At 57.8% G+C, this 16,083-nt stretch carries 12 protein-coding genes; 4 read left to right on the forward strand and 8 right to left on the reverse strand.

Annotation, left to right across the window (positions count from 1 at the left end; all coding sequences use genetic code 11):
* Positions 1-2 precede the first annotated feature (2 nt).
* A complete protein-coding gene (folB, locus tag ASF69_RS18980) occupies positions 3-368 on the reverse strand; it encodes a dihydroneopterin aldolase (protein ID WP_062589776.1) in 366 nt (121 codons plus the stop codon).
* A complete protein-coding gene (gene folP, locus ASF69_RS18985; RefSeq protein ID WP_082469787.1) occupies positions 365-1,159 on the reverse strand; it encodes a dihydropteroate synthase in 795 nt (264 codons plus the stop codon). The genes folB and folP overlap by 4 nt, the downstream gene beginning before the upstream one ends.
* A 251-nt stretch (positions 1,160-1,410) precedes the next feature.
* Between folP and ASF69_RS18990 the strand changes: the two genes are divergently transcribed.
* The gene (locus ASF69_RS18990) at positions 1,411-1,956 is read left to right on the forward strand and encodes a DUF922 domain-containing protein (protein ID WP_244475527.1); all 546 of its coding nucleotides are present in this window, start codon (positions 1,411-1,413) and stop codon (positions 1,954-1,956) included.
* 334 nt (positions 1,957-2,290) lie between these two features.
* On the opposite strand, the gene ASF69_RS18995 is transcribed toward ASF69_RS18990, so the two are convergent.
* Both ASF69_RS18995 and ASF69_RS19000 read right to left on the reverse strand, forming a co-directional pair.
* Positions 2,291-2,611, reverse strand: coding sequence for a 2Fe-2S iron-sulfur cluster-binding protein (locus tag ASF69_RS18995; RefSeq protein ID WP_062589779.1), 321 nt, complete (start codon positions 2,609-2,611; stop codon positions 2,291-2,293).
* A 121-nt stretch (positions 2,612-2,732) separates the two neighbouring features.
* Entirely contained in the window at positions 2,733-3,101 is a 369-nt protein-coding gene (locus ASF69_RS19000; protein WP_062589781.1) for an Hpt domain-containing protein, read from the reverse strand.
* A gap of 477 nt (positions 3,102-3,578) precedes the next feature.
* Between ASF69_RS19000 and ASF69_RS19005 the strand changes: the two genes are divergently transcribed.
* Positions 3,579-10,268, forward strand: coding sequence for a hypothetical protein (locus ASF69_RS19005; RefSeq protein ID WP_062589782.1), 6,690 nt, complete (start codon positions 3,579-3,581; stop codon positions 10,266-10,268).
* A 171-nt stretch (positions 10,269-10,439) separates the two neighbouring features.
* Entirely contained in the window at positions 10,440-10,877 is a 438-nt protein-coding gene (locus tag ASF69_RS19010; RefSeq protein WP_062589916.1) for a PACE efflux transporter, read from the forward strand.
* A gap of 62 nt (positions 10,878-10,939) precedes the next feature.
* Here ASF69_RS19010 and ASF69_RS19015 read toward each other — a convergent pair whose 3' ends face one another.
* From ASF69_RS19015 to ASF69_RS19030, 4 genes are read right to left on the reverse strand one after another with little or no spacing between them, the layout of a single operon-like run.
* Positions 10,940-11,548 carry an ABC-type transport auxiliary lipoprotein family protein gene (locus ASF69_RS19015; RefSeq protein WP_062589783.1) on the reverse strand — a complete coding sequence of 203 codons (609 nt, stop codon included), beginning with the start codon at positions 11,546-11,548 and terminating at the stop codon, positions 10,940-10,942.
* 29 nt (positions 11,549-11,577) lie between these two features.
* Positions 11,578-12,948, reverse strand: a complete 1,371-nt coding sequence (locus ASF69_RS19020; protein WP_062589784.1) for an MlaD family protein — start codon at positions 12,946-12,948, stop codon at positions 11,578-11,580.
* 2 nt (positions 12,949-12,950) lie between these two features.
* Positions 12,951-13,784, reverse strand: a complete 834-nt coding sequence (locus ASF69_RS19025) for an ABC transporter ATP-binding protein (RefSeq protein WP_062589785.1) — start codon at positions 13,782-13,784, stop codon at positions 12,951-12,953.
* A 9-nt stretch (positions 13,785-13,793) separates the two neighbouring features.
* The gene (locus ASF69_RS19030; protein ID WP_062589786.1) at positions 13,794-14,954 is read right to left on the reverse strand and encodes an ABC transporter permease; all 1,161 of its coding nucleotides are present in this window, start codon (positions 14,952-14,954) and stop codon (positions 13,794-13,796) included.
* Between the two features lie 142 nt (positions 14,955-15,096).
* Here ASF69_RS19030 and dgcA point away from each other — a divergent pair, with 142 nt between their 5' ends.
* Complete coding sequence (dgcA, locus tag ASF69_RS19035) at positions 15,097-16,080, forward strand: N-acetyl-D-Glu racemase DgcA (protein ID WP_062589787.1); 984 nt, start codon at positions 15,097-15,099, stop codon at positions 16,078-16,080.
* Positions 16,081-16,083 lie beyond the last annotated feature (3 nt).

The following is a 16,083-nucleotide window of genomic DNA, read 5'->3' on the forward strand; positions in this document are numbered from 1 at the left end:
TCTCAGCCACGCTGCTCGACGCTGACCTGGGCATAGTCGAGAATTCCGGGAACAGGTGCCGATGGCTTTCGGACGGTGATCTTGACGCGGACGATCTGCGGGTAGCGATGCCGCAATGCGGTGGCGATATCGTTTGCCAAAGCCTCGATCAGATACCGGCGCTGACCGGCCACGATTTTCTCGATGACATCGAAGGCAACGCCGTAGTCCACCGTGTTGGAAATATCGTCCGTCTCCAGCGCGTTTCCGGCCTCAACCTCCATCTCCGCATCCACGAAGAAACGCTGACCCAGCGTCTCCTCCTGCGCGAGAAGTCCGTGCCTGGCAAAAAACGAACAGTTCTTCAGCAGTATCGTGTAGAGGCTCACTGTTGGCCCTCCCCTTTTATGTTTCGTTTCTGCCTGAGAACGGCATCTGCAATTGCCAGAGCATCGCGCGTCATGGCGACATTATGTACTCGAAAAACAACCGCTCCTGCCATCCTGAGAATCGCGGTCGTTGCAGCTGTGCCCACGTCTCGCTCCTCCGCCGTTTCCCTGCGCGTCAGGGCGCCGATAAATCGCTTCCGGGACGTTCCCGCAAGAATAGGCAATCCGAAGCCGGAAAGCTCATCGAACCGCGACATCAGAGCAATATTTTCAGCCTCGTCCTTCGCAAAACCGAAACCAGGGTCCAGGACTATCGCGCCTCTTTCGATACCGGCCTTCTGGGCGATATCGAGGGAAGAATTAAGGAAAGCGTATTGATCTTCGATGACATCATCGAGCTTCTGCCGCTCGCGGCCCGTATGCATGATGCAGACGCCGGCGCGGGCAGCCGCAACCACGGCGGCCATGTCATCATCCTTCTGGAGACCGAAAACATCGTTGACGATATGAGCCCCGGCCTTGAGCGCAAGCTCCGCCGTTGATGCGCGATAAGTGTCTACCGAGATCACCGCATCGCTCTCTTTCCTCAGTTTTTCAATGACAGGCAGGACGCGGTCCTGCTCCTGCGCGTCACTCACGGCCAGCGCGCCAGGTCTCGTTGATTCGCCGCCGATATCGATGATGTGGGCACCTTCCTCGACGCAGGAGAGCGCGTGCGAGACCGCCTCTTCAGCCGCCAGATACAGTCCACCATCCGAAAATGAATCCGGCGTTGCATTGACGATAGCCATAATAAGGCCATCCCCATCAAGTTTCAGGGAGCGCCCATGCGCGACTTGCCACACATTGTCACTGGCTGTTATCACGTAACATCACGCCTTTCCGGAATAACGGAGTCCCCGCCATTCGTAATCTGTTCACTGCGCCTATGCAGCAATTGCAGGGCAAGTTCAACCGGAAGACCCCGCCGATGAAGCATAAGTCGCTAGTGCTTAGCACAGTCGTTGCCGGTGCGTTTCTATTCTGTGGTTCACAGGCGGCTATGGCGGAGGCGCTCATCAGCAAATCCTTCTCCTATTTCACCATTGGCGGGAAGACGGCTGAGGATCTGGACCAGGAGCTTTCCCGCCGTGGCCCGATGACAAAATCCACCGGCGCGCGCCATCCGGGCGCCACGGAAATCAAGTTTGGCGGGGAGTTGACCTATGTCGAGCAGAATGGCCGATGCGGCGTAGGAAGCGTGCGGGTAAAACTTCACACCAAGATTCTCCTGCCTCGCTGGACGAACCGGAAGCGGACCTCCGCAGAACTTGCGCTGATATGGGACACGCTGGCTGCGGACATCAAGAGGCATGAAGAACGCCACGCCGAAATTGCGCGCAACTACGCGCGCATTCTGGAAAAGCGCCTGTCTTCGCTGCGTCCGCAAAAAAGCTGCGACGAGATACAGTCGCTGGTGGGCAAGACGACGCAAGAGGTCATGAATGCCCATGACAAGGATCAGCTTCGCTTCGATGTTGTGGAGTCGAAGAATTTCGACGCGCGCATGACGCGCCTGCTCAAAAACCGGCTGATGCAACAACGGTAGACTTTGCTTGGATGAGAGAATTCGATTGCAGAACAGTCAGCTATTCGCTTTTTCTCTCATGCAGCATGAAAGACCAAACCCCACGCACATGTCGATATTGATCAATGAATTCTTGCCGTGGCGGTGAAACGCCGACTCGCCTATCGATTGACCTGAGGGTTTTTATTCAATTGCGTTGTTTCCACCATCATCGTTGTCTCCCGGCACGTATGACACCTCGGGTGTCTCCTCCTTCGCCCGAAGGTGATGTGCCCACCTCGCCTCGCTTGTCCCGCGAAACGGAAAGCGAGGCTTTTTGTGTGTGGAAACCGGAGTGAAATGGCTGAAGGGCGTATCAACCCTGCCGTTCGGGCACGTGCACGACCAGACCATCCAGAGCGTCGGTCATTTTGATCTGACAGGAAAGCCGTGAGGTAGGACGGACGTCGAAGGCAAAGTCCAGCATATCCTCTTCCATCGGCTCTGGCGGGCCAACCCGCTCACTCCATGCCTGATCGACATAGACGTGACAGGTCGCGCAGGCGCAGGCGCCCCCACATTCAGCATCAATGCCGGGAACGGAATTGCGCATGGCATTTTCCATGACGGTAGAGCCGTTGCTCACGTCCAGTTCATGCGGCGTACCGTCGAAGGCGACGATGGTCAGTTTGGTCATGTCGGGATTCCAGAGAAGTGTTTGAGAATGTTTCTAAACAAATAGAAAGGCCGGGTCCGCTTGGCAACCCGTCAATGCGGATGCCAGGCGAAACCGGCCTTAAAAAATTTGGTCGGCTCTATTAGCGGCAGAGCTTCAAGATGAAGTTTTCAGCCTCAATGACGGTGGTTGCTACCTTGGCCAGAGCGGCGCTGTCGCGACTGCCGTTCTCCACCGCTTCGGCGGCCGCAGAGACATTGAATGCTCCAACTGCGTCCGCAGAACCCTTGAGACGATGCGCGATGCCCTTCATTCCGGCGTCATCTGCCGCAGCGAGGTCATGGAGCAAAGTGCGGGCATTACGGGTAAAGAGCTTGAGTATTTCGATCTCCAGCTCCTTGTCACCCATTGTCTGACGGGCCAGGTGCGTGAAGTCGATTGGCTTGCTGCTGGCGGGTGCCGCGCTGCCATAATTGTCCGGAGCTTCGAATGCGATACTCAACGCTGCCATTTTGCATATTCCTCGTTTGGGCCAGTTTCTTGTTTTGAGGCACATCTGTCCTGCTATTACGCAGACTAGGATTTCGATGAGCTTAAATTGGGGCACCAGACGCCGGCAAATCTTTCGCTATGGTTAATTTATGCTAAACTTAGGAGAAACAAGGCTTTCCGCGCGCGACCTCGGTTTAAAAACTGTTAACAAGCCATTCGTGATCCATCGCAGTCTCGCGGCATTAATTGTTTCAAAGGCGCAAATGTGTCACTACGATACTTCCGTATTGCACGACCTCCACACTGGTTGTGCAAATTCGGCGAGGACATGAATATCGCCTGAAAGCCCGACAACGAGCTCTCAGGAAATGGTAAGACAAGACACTATATACCGGCTGGTACCGTGTCTTGAGGCAATATGGCGTCCATCCGCGCACAAGCGGCGCGAATGGATGGATGGCATGAGGCCGGGCGTAGAGTAACGAGGCGTAAGCGTATGGCGAATAACAAGATAAGCGACTCGATTGATGAGACTGCGTTTCAGGCATTGGAAGATGCCCTGCAGCTCGGCGCATACGAAACCAAGCCTGAGCCTCAGAAGAAATCGTCTCCAAAGCCTGCGGAGGCCCGCGTGCCAGAACAGCCCAGAGTGCAGGAACAGAGAAAATCCCGCCCAGCCGAACCGGCAACGCCGCCACGCGCTGCACCAGAACCCGCGCCCAGATCGCCATCTCTGGAAGCTGCGAATGATGGGACGAAGCGCAGCCCCGCCATGATTTTGAAATCCCTTGACGCCGGCTCGATGGCCGGCGCGCTGCGTAATGCAGGGATTTTTTCCGTTCTATGGGCCATTGCCGGCGTTGGCCTTGCCAATGTCATCTATGGCGACCTCATCTGGAACGTCAGTTCCCTCGCGGCACTCTTCGCCATCCCCGGCGTCATGGCCATCATCGTCGGCGTCATCGTGCCGATCATGCTGTTCTTCGCCTTTGCGATCATGATGGCGCGCGCCCGCGATCTGCGTAACGCCGCCCGCTCCATGGCGGAAGTCGCGCTTCGCCTTGCTGAACCAGAAACCATCGCATCCGAACGGATCATGTCTGTGGGTCAGGCCGTTCGCCGCGAAGTTTCGGCCATGAACGATGGCATCGAGCGGACGATTGCGCGCGCAACGGAACTCGAAACGCTCGTTCATTCCGAAGTCAATGCGCTGGAGCGTAGCTACGCCGATAACGAACTTCGCGTGCGCAGCCTCGTGCAGGAATTGAGCGCAGAACGCGACGCAATCATCAATCACGCCGAGCGTATTCGCTCGTCCATCGTCGGCGCACAGGATCAGATCAAGGAAGAGCTCTCCATCGTCGGTGAAGAGCTTTCCATGCGTCTTGCCACGAGTGGTGAGGCATTTGCGACGATGATCGACACCCGCTCTGCGGCGCTGCTTGAGAAGTCGCGTATTTCCACCGAAGCGATGGGCACCCTGATCTCGGCGAAAACCGACAATCTTCTCAAGGCCCTCAATACGTCCGGCGCGACTCTATCGAACGAATTCGACCTGCGCCTGCATGATCTCAGCACCACGCTCGATGAACGCGGTAAACTGCTTCTGGAGCAGTTTGCGACGCAGGCATCGAACCTCAGCACCGGCACGGACAACCTCAACCGGTCTCTCGAAGAGCGGACACGGCTTCTCAACGACATACTTTCGAAGCGTACACTGGAAATCGGCCAGAATATCGAGCGTGGGCAGCAGGTCATCGGTGGCTCTCTTGACAATGTTCTCGATAAGCTGACGACAACGCTTGAAGAAAAAGGCCTGTCTTTCCGCCAGAGCCTGCAGAATTCTGCAGACGATGCGATCATGGATATGGATCTGCGCTCGGGTCTCTTCGAGGAAAAGCTTCAGACAACGGTCGGCCTTGTCAATTCGGCCTTCGATGAGCGTGTCGCAGAGTTCGCGACCGCCTTCGACCAGCGCGCTGGCACTCTCGACAGCAAATTGATGGAAAGCCTCGCGCGGATCAATGAGACGGTTGCCGGCGGTACCGATTCCATCGATGGCATGCTCAATTCTGGCATCGAACGCCTCAGCACCACCCTCACCGACCAGTCCTTTGCGCTTGCAACAGCCCTTGGAACGGGTCAGGAAATGCTGGAAAGCACGCTGGAAAGCCACAGCCTTGAACTCAGCAAGGCCATCGGCGCTCGTACGGCGGAAATTACAGGCGCCTTTAGCGATACACATCAGAAAATCGACGCGGTTCTGGCAGAGCGCAGCACGGCCCTGTTTGGCGCTCTCGCTGCTACGCAGGATCGTTTCGATCTGGCCCTGGCCGACCGAGCCGAAGCCATTACCGGCTCCGTGTCTGGCACAGCCCAGCATCTTGCAGCACTTCTCGAAGAGCGCGCTGCTGCCATCAACAATATCGTGGCAGATGTCGAACGGCGACTGGCAGAGACACTGGACAGCCGCGCTGCTGCCATCACCGGCGCGGTATCCGGCGTCGAGGAGCGCCTTGCAGACACTCTCGACGTTCGCACGGCAGCAATCCACCACGCCGTTGCCGGCGTTGAAGACCGTATCGCCGATACGCTGGAAAGCAGAACCGCCGCATTGGCCAATGTTGTCTCGGGTGCGGAAAGCCGGATTGCGGAAACGCTCGACAGCAGAACTGCGGCCCTCAGTGGCGTCGTATCTGGCGTGGAAGAACGCATCGCGGACACGCTCGATAGCCGCACGATGGCCATCGACATGGCGTTTTCGACTGCTGAAGAACGTCTTTCCGAGACGTTGGACAACCGCACATCGGCTCTGAACACCGTCGTTTCGGGTGTCGAAGAGCGCATAGCAGACACGCTTGACAGCCGTACCATGGCACTCGACATGGCGTTCTCCGGCGCGGAAGAGCGCATTGCGGAAACTCTCGATTCTCGGACAGCCGCTCTCAACACTATTGTATCCGGTGTCGAAAGCCGCATTTCCGATACGATCGAGAATGGCACGAACGCACTCACCAATGTCGTAAGCGGCGTTGAAGACCGGATTGCTGAAACGCTGGATAGCCGGACGGCCGCTCTCAACAGCGTGGTCTCAGGTGTAGAAGAGCGCATCGCTGATACGCTCGACAGCCGCACCATGGCGATCGACATGGCATTCTCCGGCGCGGAAGAACGCATTGCGGAAACTCTCGACTCCCGGACAGCCGCTCTCAGCAGCGTCGTATCAGGCGTTGAGGAACGTATCGCCGATACACTCGACAGCCGCACCATGGCCATCGACATGGCATTCTCCGGTGCGGAAGAACGCATTGCGGGAACGCTCGATACACGGACGGCTGCCTTGAGCAATGTTGTTTCAGGCGTCGAAGACCGCATTGCCGAAACCCTGGACAGCAGAACCGCAGCGCTCAACTCCGTTGTTTCGGGTGTGGAGGAACGCCTCGCAGATACACTCGACAGCCGCACCATGGCCATCGACATGGCTTTCTCCGGTGCGGAAGAACGTATCGCAGAAACGCTGGATAGCCGCACAGCGGCCCTGAGAAGCACTGTTTCTGGTGTTGAAGAACGTATCGCCGACACGCTTGATAGCCGCACACTTGCCATTGACATGGCATTCGCCGGTGCCGAGGAACGTCTTTCCGAAACTCTGGAAAATCGTGCGCAGGCGCTGACCAACACCGTAAACAGTGTAGAAGGTCGCCTCGCCGAGACCCTGGAAAGCCGTACATCTGCCCTGCAGAACGCTGTATCCGGTGTTGAAGACCGCATCGCTGATGTCATGGACAGCCGCGCGCTTGCAATCGACATGGCAATTTCGGGCGCTGAAGAGCGGATTACCGAGACGCTGGACAACCGCGCCCATGCACTGACCCAGTCTGTAACCGATGCAGAGCAGCGTCTTGCCTCCACCGCTTCAACTCTTGAAGAAGCATTGTCCGTTGGCCATCTTCGCCTCGATACGATGCTTGGCGTTCAGGCAGATGCGATAACGAGAACGGTTGAGCGCAACAGCGGGCTTATCGAACAAACGGTCGGCACTGCTGCGACACGCATCGAAACCGCCATCGAAGGCGGCGCAGGCCGCTTCTCGGAGACCATGGAAAATGGCGTTTCACGCCTGGAGAACAATCTGGTCTCCTCGCATGAGCAGCTTCGCACCACGCTCGATCAGCACCACGGAGCCTTCGCGGAAACCTTGGGTTCCGCTCAGGAACGCATCAACGATCTGCTCTCCGAACAGGCCATGTCCATCGGCACGACGATCGCATCGAGCGCAAGTATGCTGGAAATGTCTCTGGAGACACAGCAGGAAGCCATTCAGCGCACGATCGACACCAGCGGTGCGACACTTGAAGAGCGCCTGCGCAACAGCGCAAGTGCCGTTTCTGCCCGCATGGATGACGCCGCACAGCAGATCGGCGGCGCGGCGGAGGCACTCTCGCAGCGTGTCGAGCAGTCTGTTACCGCTGTTTCCACCCGCCTTGATGAAACAGGCGCACGTCTGGAAACCAACATCGACGGTCTACAGACGCGCCTTCAGGCCGATCTGAGCACGGTCAATTCGTCCATCGAAGATGCCAGCCGCAAGATTTCCGAAACACTCGATGGCAAGACCGCCGATTTTGTACGTACCAGCGACGATGCCACGCAGCGTATCGCAGGTGTTCTCGACAGCGGCACGGCCCGCATCGACGAACGTCTCGGCACCATGGATCGCGCGCTCAATATCGGCCTTGAGAACGTCAACCGGACCATCGAAGGCAAGGCAACGAATCTCGCTGTCACCCTCCGGGATGCGGTGGTCAACGCCACTCACACCATGGATGGTGAAGCCCTGCGGTCGACGGAAATCCTCGCCAAGACGGGTTCCGATTTCGCCGAGCAGATGAAGACCCGCAACGACGAGTTTGCCCGCGCCATCGAGCAGCGGTCGGAAGATATCGTAGGTCGTATATCCGAAGCTCAGGGTCGCCTCTCGGGCCAGGCCGCGGCGGTCGCCCAGACATTCTCGGAAGCTGGCAATGCCATCGTCAACAAGGTGGCAGAGGCCGAGGCTGTCGTCCGTTCGCAGGTTGGCGCAATTTCCGAAACGCTTTCTGGCGTAGAGAGCTCGCTGGACGCCCGTGGCGAATCGATCCGCTCGACACTGGACAGCCGCACACGCGAACTCAATTCCATGCTCGCAAGCCGGTCTGCCGAGCTGTCCCGCCTCATCGAAGAAAAAGCCAAGCCTATCGTCAATGAATATGCGACGATTGGCCAGAATGCTGCCGAAAAGATTGTGACCGCAGCACAGCAGAGCGCAAGCCTGCTGGCGGAAAGCAACAGCGGCATGGCGCAACTGGTCGAGCAGGCTATCGGCGATTACGCCAAGGCTGGCGCAGACGCAGCAGACAAGCTGGTATCGGCTACCCGTCAGAGCACGACGATGCTGTCGGAAACGCATTCCGGCATGGCCAATGTCGTCACGGATGCGGTAGACAACCTCAATGTGGCGGTCGCGCGCGCCTCGCAGGAGTTCAAGGCAGCCGACCACTCGCTGAATACTGCTGCGACTAGCTTCTCGGACTCCGCATCTCGCGCCGCTGACATGGTTTCGAGCTCGAGCCGCCTGCTGGAAGGCAAAATCGATCGCCTGTCGAATATCTCTGGCCAGACATTGTCGCAGGTTGCGGGCATTGTGGGCCGCTTCGAGGAACATTCCTCCGTGCTTTCCCAGGCCTCCGAGCTGCTGAGTGCAGCCCAGACAAGCCTTGTCGGAACGCTGGAAGAACGCCAGGAGGCACTTCGCACGCTTTCCGTTGGCCTGCTGACCCGTTCCGAAGAAATCGAGAACTCCATGAAGGGCGTCATGGGCGTTGTTGAACAGACCCTTGCACAGGCCGAACAGCGTGCGGCCAATGTTGCGGGTAATCTGCGCGATAACCTGAGTTCTTCCTTTGACCACATCGGTCGCTCGCTGGACGAGACAGAAAATCGCGCGCAGCTCGCGGCACAGAATATGCGCGGTGCGCTGCTCTCTGCCGGTGAGGATGCAAGCCGTTCTATCGAAGGCACGATGGCGGACGCACAGAAATACTCCGACGAACTGGTCAACCGCCTGCGCGGCGGTGTCGCCTCTTCGCTTTCGGATGTGGACAAGCTGCTTGGCAACGCCACCGACAAGTCTGCCGCCGCAGCCGCCGTTCTTCGCGATACACTGCGTGAAGCCGTGGAAGAAGCGGTCGCGCGCTTTGCGGGTGCAACGGATGAAATCCGTCGCTCCAGCGTTGATATCCGCAAGGAGCTCGACCAGACGCGCGCTGAACTGAAACGCGGTGCCTTCGATCTGCCGGAAGAGGCAAAGGAAAGTGCTGCGGCCATGCGTCGTGCGGTTTCCGAACAGATCAAGGCGCTTCAGGATATTTCGCAGCTGGTCGGACGCTCGACACAGCAGCTGGAAATCTCCGAACCTGCTGCACGCGCCATCGCTGCAACCAGGCAGGCGCCAGCACCGCAAATCCAGCCGCAGCCGCAGCCACGCGCAGAACAGCCGCGTCCTCAGCCAGCGGCCTCCACTGTGGTTCCGCCTTCGCCTGCTCTGGCCCGCCCTGCACAGCAACCCGTTGCGCAGCCACAGCCATCTGCACCGCAGTTCCGCACCACGCAGCCAGCTGAAACCCGTGCCGTGCCGCCACAGGCAGGCCTGGCAGCTCCGGCACAGCGTCGTGAAGATGGCGGTGGCTGGATCAGCGATCTCTTGCGCGGAGCGTCGCGTGACGCTCAGGAGGCAAGCGCTGCTGCTCCGAGACAATCGGCCGAGCCTCAGACCCGTGCAGCGGATCCGCGCAATCCACGCCACGTCGTGGAATCGCTTAACTCCCTTTCGGTGGATATTGCACGTGCGATTGACCATGATGCGTCGGTAGAGCTTTGGGGTCGCTACCAGAGAGGCGAACGCGACGTCTTTACCCGCCGCCTCTACACGCTGAAGGGTCAACAGACCTTCGACGAGATCAAGCGGAAGTATGAGCGCGAAGCGGAATTCCGCACTGCGGTCGATCGCTACATCTCCGATTTTGAAAAGCTGCTTGCAGACGTTGCAAGGACCGATCGTGATCGGACGGTTACGCAGTCTTACCTGACATCCGATACCGGCAAGGTCTATACGATGCTTGCCCACGCCGCCGGCCGCTTCAACTAAGTCGCTGTCGGGACAAGTCAAAGCCCTTCCGGTTCTGCCGGGAGGGCTTTTTTTGCTGTTCGACCATGCCTTGAAGAAAAACCTCACAGGATTTATATGGAGGTTGCGAGGACGACCTCGGCCATTTTGGTGACAGCATACGGGACGGCCCGGAACTTTCGGGAGTATCCCATGCGAACCATCGCAGATCGTATCCGCCACGCACTCAGCTTCGAAATTATTGGCCTTATCCTTGTCATACCTTTGGGCGCCTGGGTTTTTGGAGTGCCCCCTGAGGATATTGGAGTCGTTGGCGTTGTCAGCGCCACGATCGCAACGGCCTGGAACTACCTCTATAATCTGGCTTTCGACCACGCCATGAAGCGGTTCAGGGGTACGACGCAGAAGACGACGGTCATTCGCGTTGCCCATGCAGTCTTGTTCGAACTCGGCCTGCTGGTCGTGCTCATGCCATTCATCGCCTGGTACCTGAACATCACCCTCATGCATGCACTGGTCATGGACGTGTCATTCGCCCTTTTCTACGTCGTCTACGCCTTCGTCTTCAACTGGTGCTACGATCGGCTGTTTCCGCTACCCGAGTGGAAAACAGAGATGCAGACGAAGTGACGAAAACAGAAACGCCGCGCATCTTTCGATACGCGGCGTTTAAAATTCGGAAATTCACAGGCTTAAAGCGAGCGGAGCGTCCAATTGACGATCTCTCGCGACGATGAGGCAAACGCGTTGTCCAACGCCTTTACGAGGTTTGCATTGCCAGAGCCGCTAACCCTCGCGCTTGAGCGGAAAACTTCCTGCGCCCTGACCGTGCCGTTCTTGTCGTTGAGCAGTTTCACCGAAATCTCGATATACGCAATGTTCTTTGTCGTATCGACTTCGAAGGCGCGGATGTCGGTCACGACCTGATAGTCGATTGCGAGGCCCTGCCCCGGACGTCCGACGCCCCCGAGTTTTCCTGTATCTTCAAAAGCTTCCACAAGCTTCGACTGCACCATACGCGGCAGCTTGTCGCTCCACTGTGAATTGGCGAGGTATTGCACCTCGGAGCCCGACAGGCGTACGACGATATTCTCGCTGTCCAGCGCTTTCAACGCGGTTGGATCCGCAATCAGCAACTGGCGCGCCTTCAGCGATGGTGCCTGCGAGACCTGCGGCGATGACACGGAAAGATCGAACGTATCATTCTTGGCACTCCCACCGCAGCCGGTGAGCAAGCCAGCCATGACCGGCAGCACGACAAGAAGACCGGTTTTGGCCGCGCGAACACCCGGCCTGCGCATCAACAAAACTCTCAAATTCCTAACCCCCGTCAACGCCTTGTCCGGCCATCATACTGTTTCACGTTCTCGCCGCCGAAGATCAGGCGTTGCGGATCGCGATCGAAATTCGTGATCGTATTGTTGAGATTGTCCACCGTCTGACGGGTGCTGCCGATCAGCGCCTGGAAATCCTTGAGGCCTGAGCTGGAGAACCGCGCCAGATTGTCGGCAATCGGACCGATACGTGTGTTGAGATTATCCGCAACGGCCTTGAAGGACGCCAGCGTTTCCCGCGCCTTTGCAAAGAGCGAATTGGCATCATCGGTTCCAAGCAGACCGTCAACTTTCGCAAGAATTCCATCGACACGGCTCGACGCGGAATTCAGCTTGCGTGACATATCGGTGAAATCGGCAATTGCCTGATCGATATCCGGGCGACGCGTACCGACATCGTCAGCAATTTGACGGAAGATCGAGATGGCCTGTCTCGCATCGGCGGTAGCAGCAGACACATCTTCCACCGCATTGCTGACCTTGGCTGCATCCACAGATGCCAGCAGTTCATCCGCACGTTTGACGACAACCTGAACCTCGGCACTTGCCTGTTCGAAATTGTGTGACGTCCGCTGCACCGTTTCCATGACATCCTGAATTCCGCCGGAAGACGCGGCAACATCGGCAGTCACCTTGTCGACATTGGTCAGAATGGAGTCGATCTTCTGGGAGTCGACAGCTTTGACGAGATCCTCAACGGCCGTCAGCGTGCTATCCAGGCGGACAGAGACGGACTGAACGGTGGTGGAGAGCGAGCTCAGGCTTTCAAGAAAGTTCTCGATACCATCAGAGTTCGAAGCAAGCGCATTGGAAAATTTCTCCGCGTTGCGAACCGTCTGAGTGAGCGGACCGCGCGCGTCCTGCACAAAGCCCTGCAATTCGCCGATGGCGCCATCCGCCCGCCGAAGGATTTTGTCGGCCGTGGCCAGAAGATTCGTTACGCTGGAAAGGTCGGCTGTCAGCTCTGCGGGAACGCCCGTATCGAACGACTTCTGCAGGATCCGCTCTTCGTTGTTGCGTCCACCGGAAAGCTCGATATAGGCAGCGCCCGTCAAGCCCTGAATTTCAAGCACGGCACGTGTCGAAGGAAACACAGGGGCGTCCGCCTGCACTTCGGTAAAGGCAATCGAATATGCGGGGTCATCGCGGTCGATGGAAAGGCCGCGCACCGTACCAACGGGAATGCCGTTGAACCGCACGGGTGAGCCAACCGACAGGCCGTTGGCTGAGCCTGGGATGCGGATGGTCAGCTGTGCGGTTGGGCCGCCTCGTCCAAATTCCGCCATCCAGTAAACGAAGCCAAAGGCGGCTGCGATCACGATCAGCGTGAAAATCCCGACGATGGTGTAATTTGCCTTGGTTTCCATGGCTATCCGTTACTCCCCGGAATTTGTTGCGTGCCATCCGGCAGGACGACGGCGCGAGCCCGCTTTCCGCGGAAATATGATTGAACCCAAGGATCGTCGCTATCGAACATTTCCTCGAGCGTGCCTTCAACGGCGACTTTCTTGTTGCCCAGTACGGCTATCCGGTCGCAAACCGAGAACAGGCTGTCCAGGTCATGCGTCACCATATAGACGGTCAGTCCAAGCTGGTCACGCAAGCGCGCGATCAACATATCGAATTCTGCAGCGCCGATAGGGTCCAGACCGGAGGTGGGCTCGTCCAGAAAGACGAGGTCCGGATCGAGCGCCAGTGCGCGCGCCAGTGCGGCACGCTTGATCATGCCGCCGGACAGTTCCGATGGATATTTATCCGCCGCATCGGCGGCCAGGCCAACCATCTCGATTTTCAGAGCTGCAAGCTCGTCCATCAACTGCTGCGGCAGATCGAGGTACTCCCGCATCGGAAGCTGGATGTTTTCCTTGACCGTCAAGCCGGAAAACAGAGCGCCCTGCTGGAACAATACGCCGAGGCGGGTGTCGAGCGCCATGCGCTCCTCTTCCGTCGCCTTGTCGTAATCGGTACCCAGAATCTTGATCGTGCCATCCTGACGCGGCAACAACCGCAGCACGGCGCGCATCAACACGGATTTGCCGGCGCCGGAAGGCCCGATAAAGCCAAGAATTTCGCCGCGGTAGACATTCAGATCAAGATTATCGAGCACGACCTTGTCGCCAAAGGCAACGGTCACACCCTCGACCGAAAGGATCACTTCCCGATCTTCCTGATTGCTGTCTTTCTTTACTTCCGAATCCTGCACAGCCTCTCCTTAAAAATCGATGGCTGCATAGAAGATGGCAAATACGCCATCGACCAGAATGACAACAAAGATGGATTTAACCACTGACGACGTAACGTGCTGCCCCAGGGACTCTGCACTTCCGCCAACCTTCATGCCCTCGACAGCCGCGACGATGCCGATGATCAGCGCCATGAACGGCGCCTTGATCATGCCCGAAGCGATGGTCGAAGCCTCGACTGCTGAGTGAAGGCGGGACACGAAGACTTCGAAGGTGATCCCTGAATACAGAAGCGAAACAACAGCCGCGCCGAACAGGGCTGCGAAGTTTGCGATGATGGTCAGCAGCGGCAAAGCGATGGTCAGCGCCACCAGCCGTGGGAAGACGAGCACACCGACCGGGTTCAACCCGATGACCTTCAATGCGTCGATTTCCTCACGCATTTTCATGGAGCCTATTTCAGCGGTGATCGCGCTGCCGGACCGGCCAGCAATCATGATCGCCGTCAGGAGAACACCGATTTCACGCAGCTGAAGAATGCCCACGAGATCCACGACGAAGACTTCCGCGCCGAAATAACGGAGCTGGAACGCGCCCTGCTGGGCAATGATCGCGCCAATCAGGAAGGACATGAGCAGGATGATGGGCACCGCACGCACGCCCATGTGATCGATCTGGTTGACGATGGCCGCCGGCGAAACGCCTCGACCACGGCCAAGCTTCATCTGCGCGCCACGCACGGCGGAGCCGAGAATGTACATGCCAGCCAGAAAATCCGCGCCAGCCTGAATGACATTCTTGCCAATCGGATCGAATATCCGCTCAACCAAGCCCTTTTTATTTGATTCCTTTGGTGCAAGCGGTGCCTCGTCAGGCAAGGCACTGATAATGCCCTCTACCCGCTCGTTGCCCTCAAAAGAGACCTGCGTGCCGGCCTGCTCCATTCTGTGGCGCATACGGCGCAATATCCAGGCGCCCGTCGTATCGATGTTATCGACATCGGATAGATCAACGGTGATGGAGCCAGAGGGGCTGGATTTTTCGATCTTTTCGATGTCGGAAAGAACGGAGGCTATATTGGCGTTGCGCCATGAACCGCTCAGGGCATAGCGCACAGCCCCGCCGCTCGCATCCTCATCGGATGAGATCGCTGCCGGTTGCGCCTGTTGCCGTGTTTCGAGTTCTTGCATCTTGCTCCGAGCGCATGCAGCCTATTAGAGATTCTTAACGATTCATATCGAGTGACGGATCACCAAGCCACAGCACTGGAGGCGAAATCCGGAGTTTTTTCGCTCGTTTACCAGTTTATGCACAGACCCGAGGCTAATTTTGATGCGTCGTTACATTCAAGCAACAGCTGAAACATTTCCGGTTGCAGGCAGCTTCACCATTTCACGCGGAAGCCGAACGGAGGTTCATGTCGTGCGCTGCACAATCGAACAGGATGGTGTTCGAGGAACCGGCGAGTGCGTGCCCTATCAACGGTATGGCGAAACGATAGAGGCGGTCCTTGCGGATATTATGAGCGTGGAACAGGCGATCGCGGCAGGGCTGACGCGGCAGGACCTGCAACAGGCAATGAAGCCCGGCGCCGCGCGCAATGCGGTGGATTGCGCCCTGTGGGACCTGGAAGCCAAACTCTCGGGCAAGAGCGTGTCTTCGACCTTGATGTCAACGAAGCCGGTGCCAATCGTGACGGCGTTCACGATTTCTCTTGGCAATGCGCAAACCATGGCCACCCAGGCGGCGGACAATGCGCAAAGGCCCCTGTTGAAGATAAAGACCGGGACACCGGATGACGAGACACGCCTGCGCGCCGTTCGCGCGGCAGCTCCGAAGGCGCGCATCATCATCGACGCGAATGAAGGCTGGACGGACGACAATATCGAGCATCACTTGAAAATTGCCAGAGAACTGGACATCGCGCTGATCGAGCAACCACTGCCAGCTGGAAAAGACGATATTCTTTCGCGCATCGAGCGGACTGTTCCAATCTGCGCCGACGAAAGTGTGCACCTGACAAAAGATCTGGCTTCGCTGCGTGATCGCTATGACGCCATCAACATCAAGCTCGACAAGACAGGCGGCTTGACCGAGGCGCTGATCATGAAAAAGGAGGCGCAGCGCCTGGGCTACACCATCATGGTTGGCTGTATGCTCGGCACATCCTTAGGCATGGCCCCTGCCCTTATGCTGGCGCAAGACACCGAGTTTGCCGATCTGGACGGCCCACTCCTGCTCGCTAGGGACAGGGAACCGGGTCTTCTCTACGAAGGATCGATGGTTCACCCGCCGCAGCCGGAGCTGTGGGGCTGAACT

The sequence above is a fragment of the Rhizobium sp. Leaf311 genome, from assembly GCF_001423445.1.
In the GTDB taxonomy this organism is placed as follows: Bacteria; Pseudomonadota; Alphaproteobacteria; order Rhizobiales; family Rhizobiaceae; genus Agrobacterium.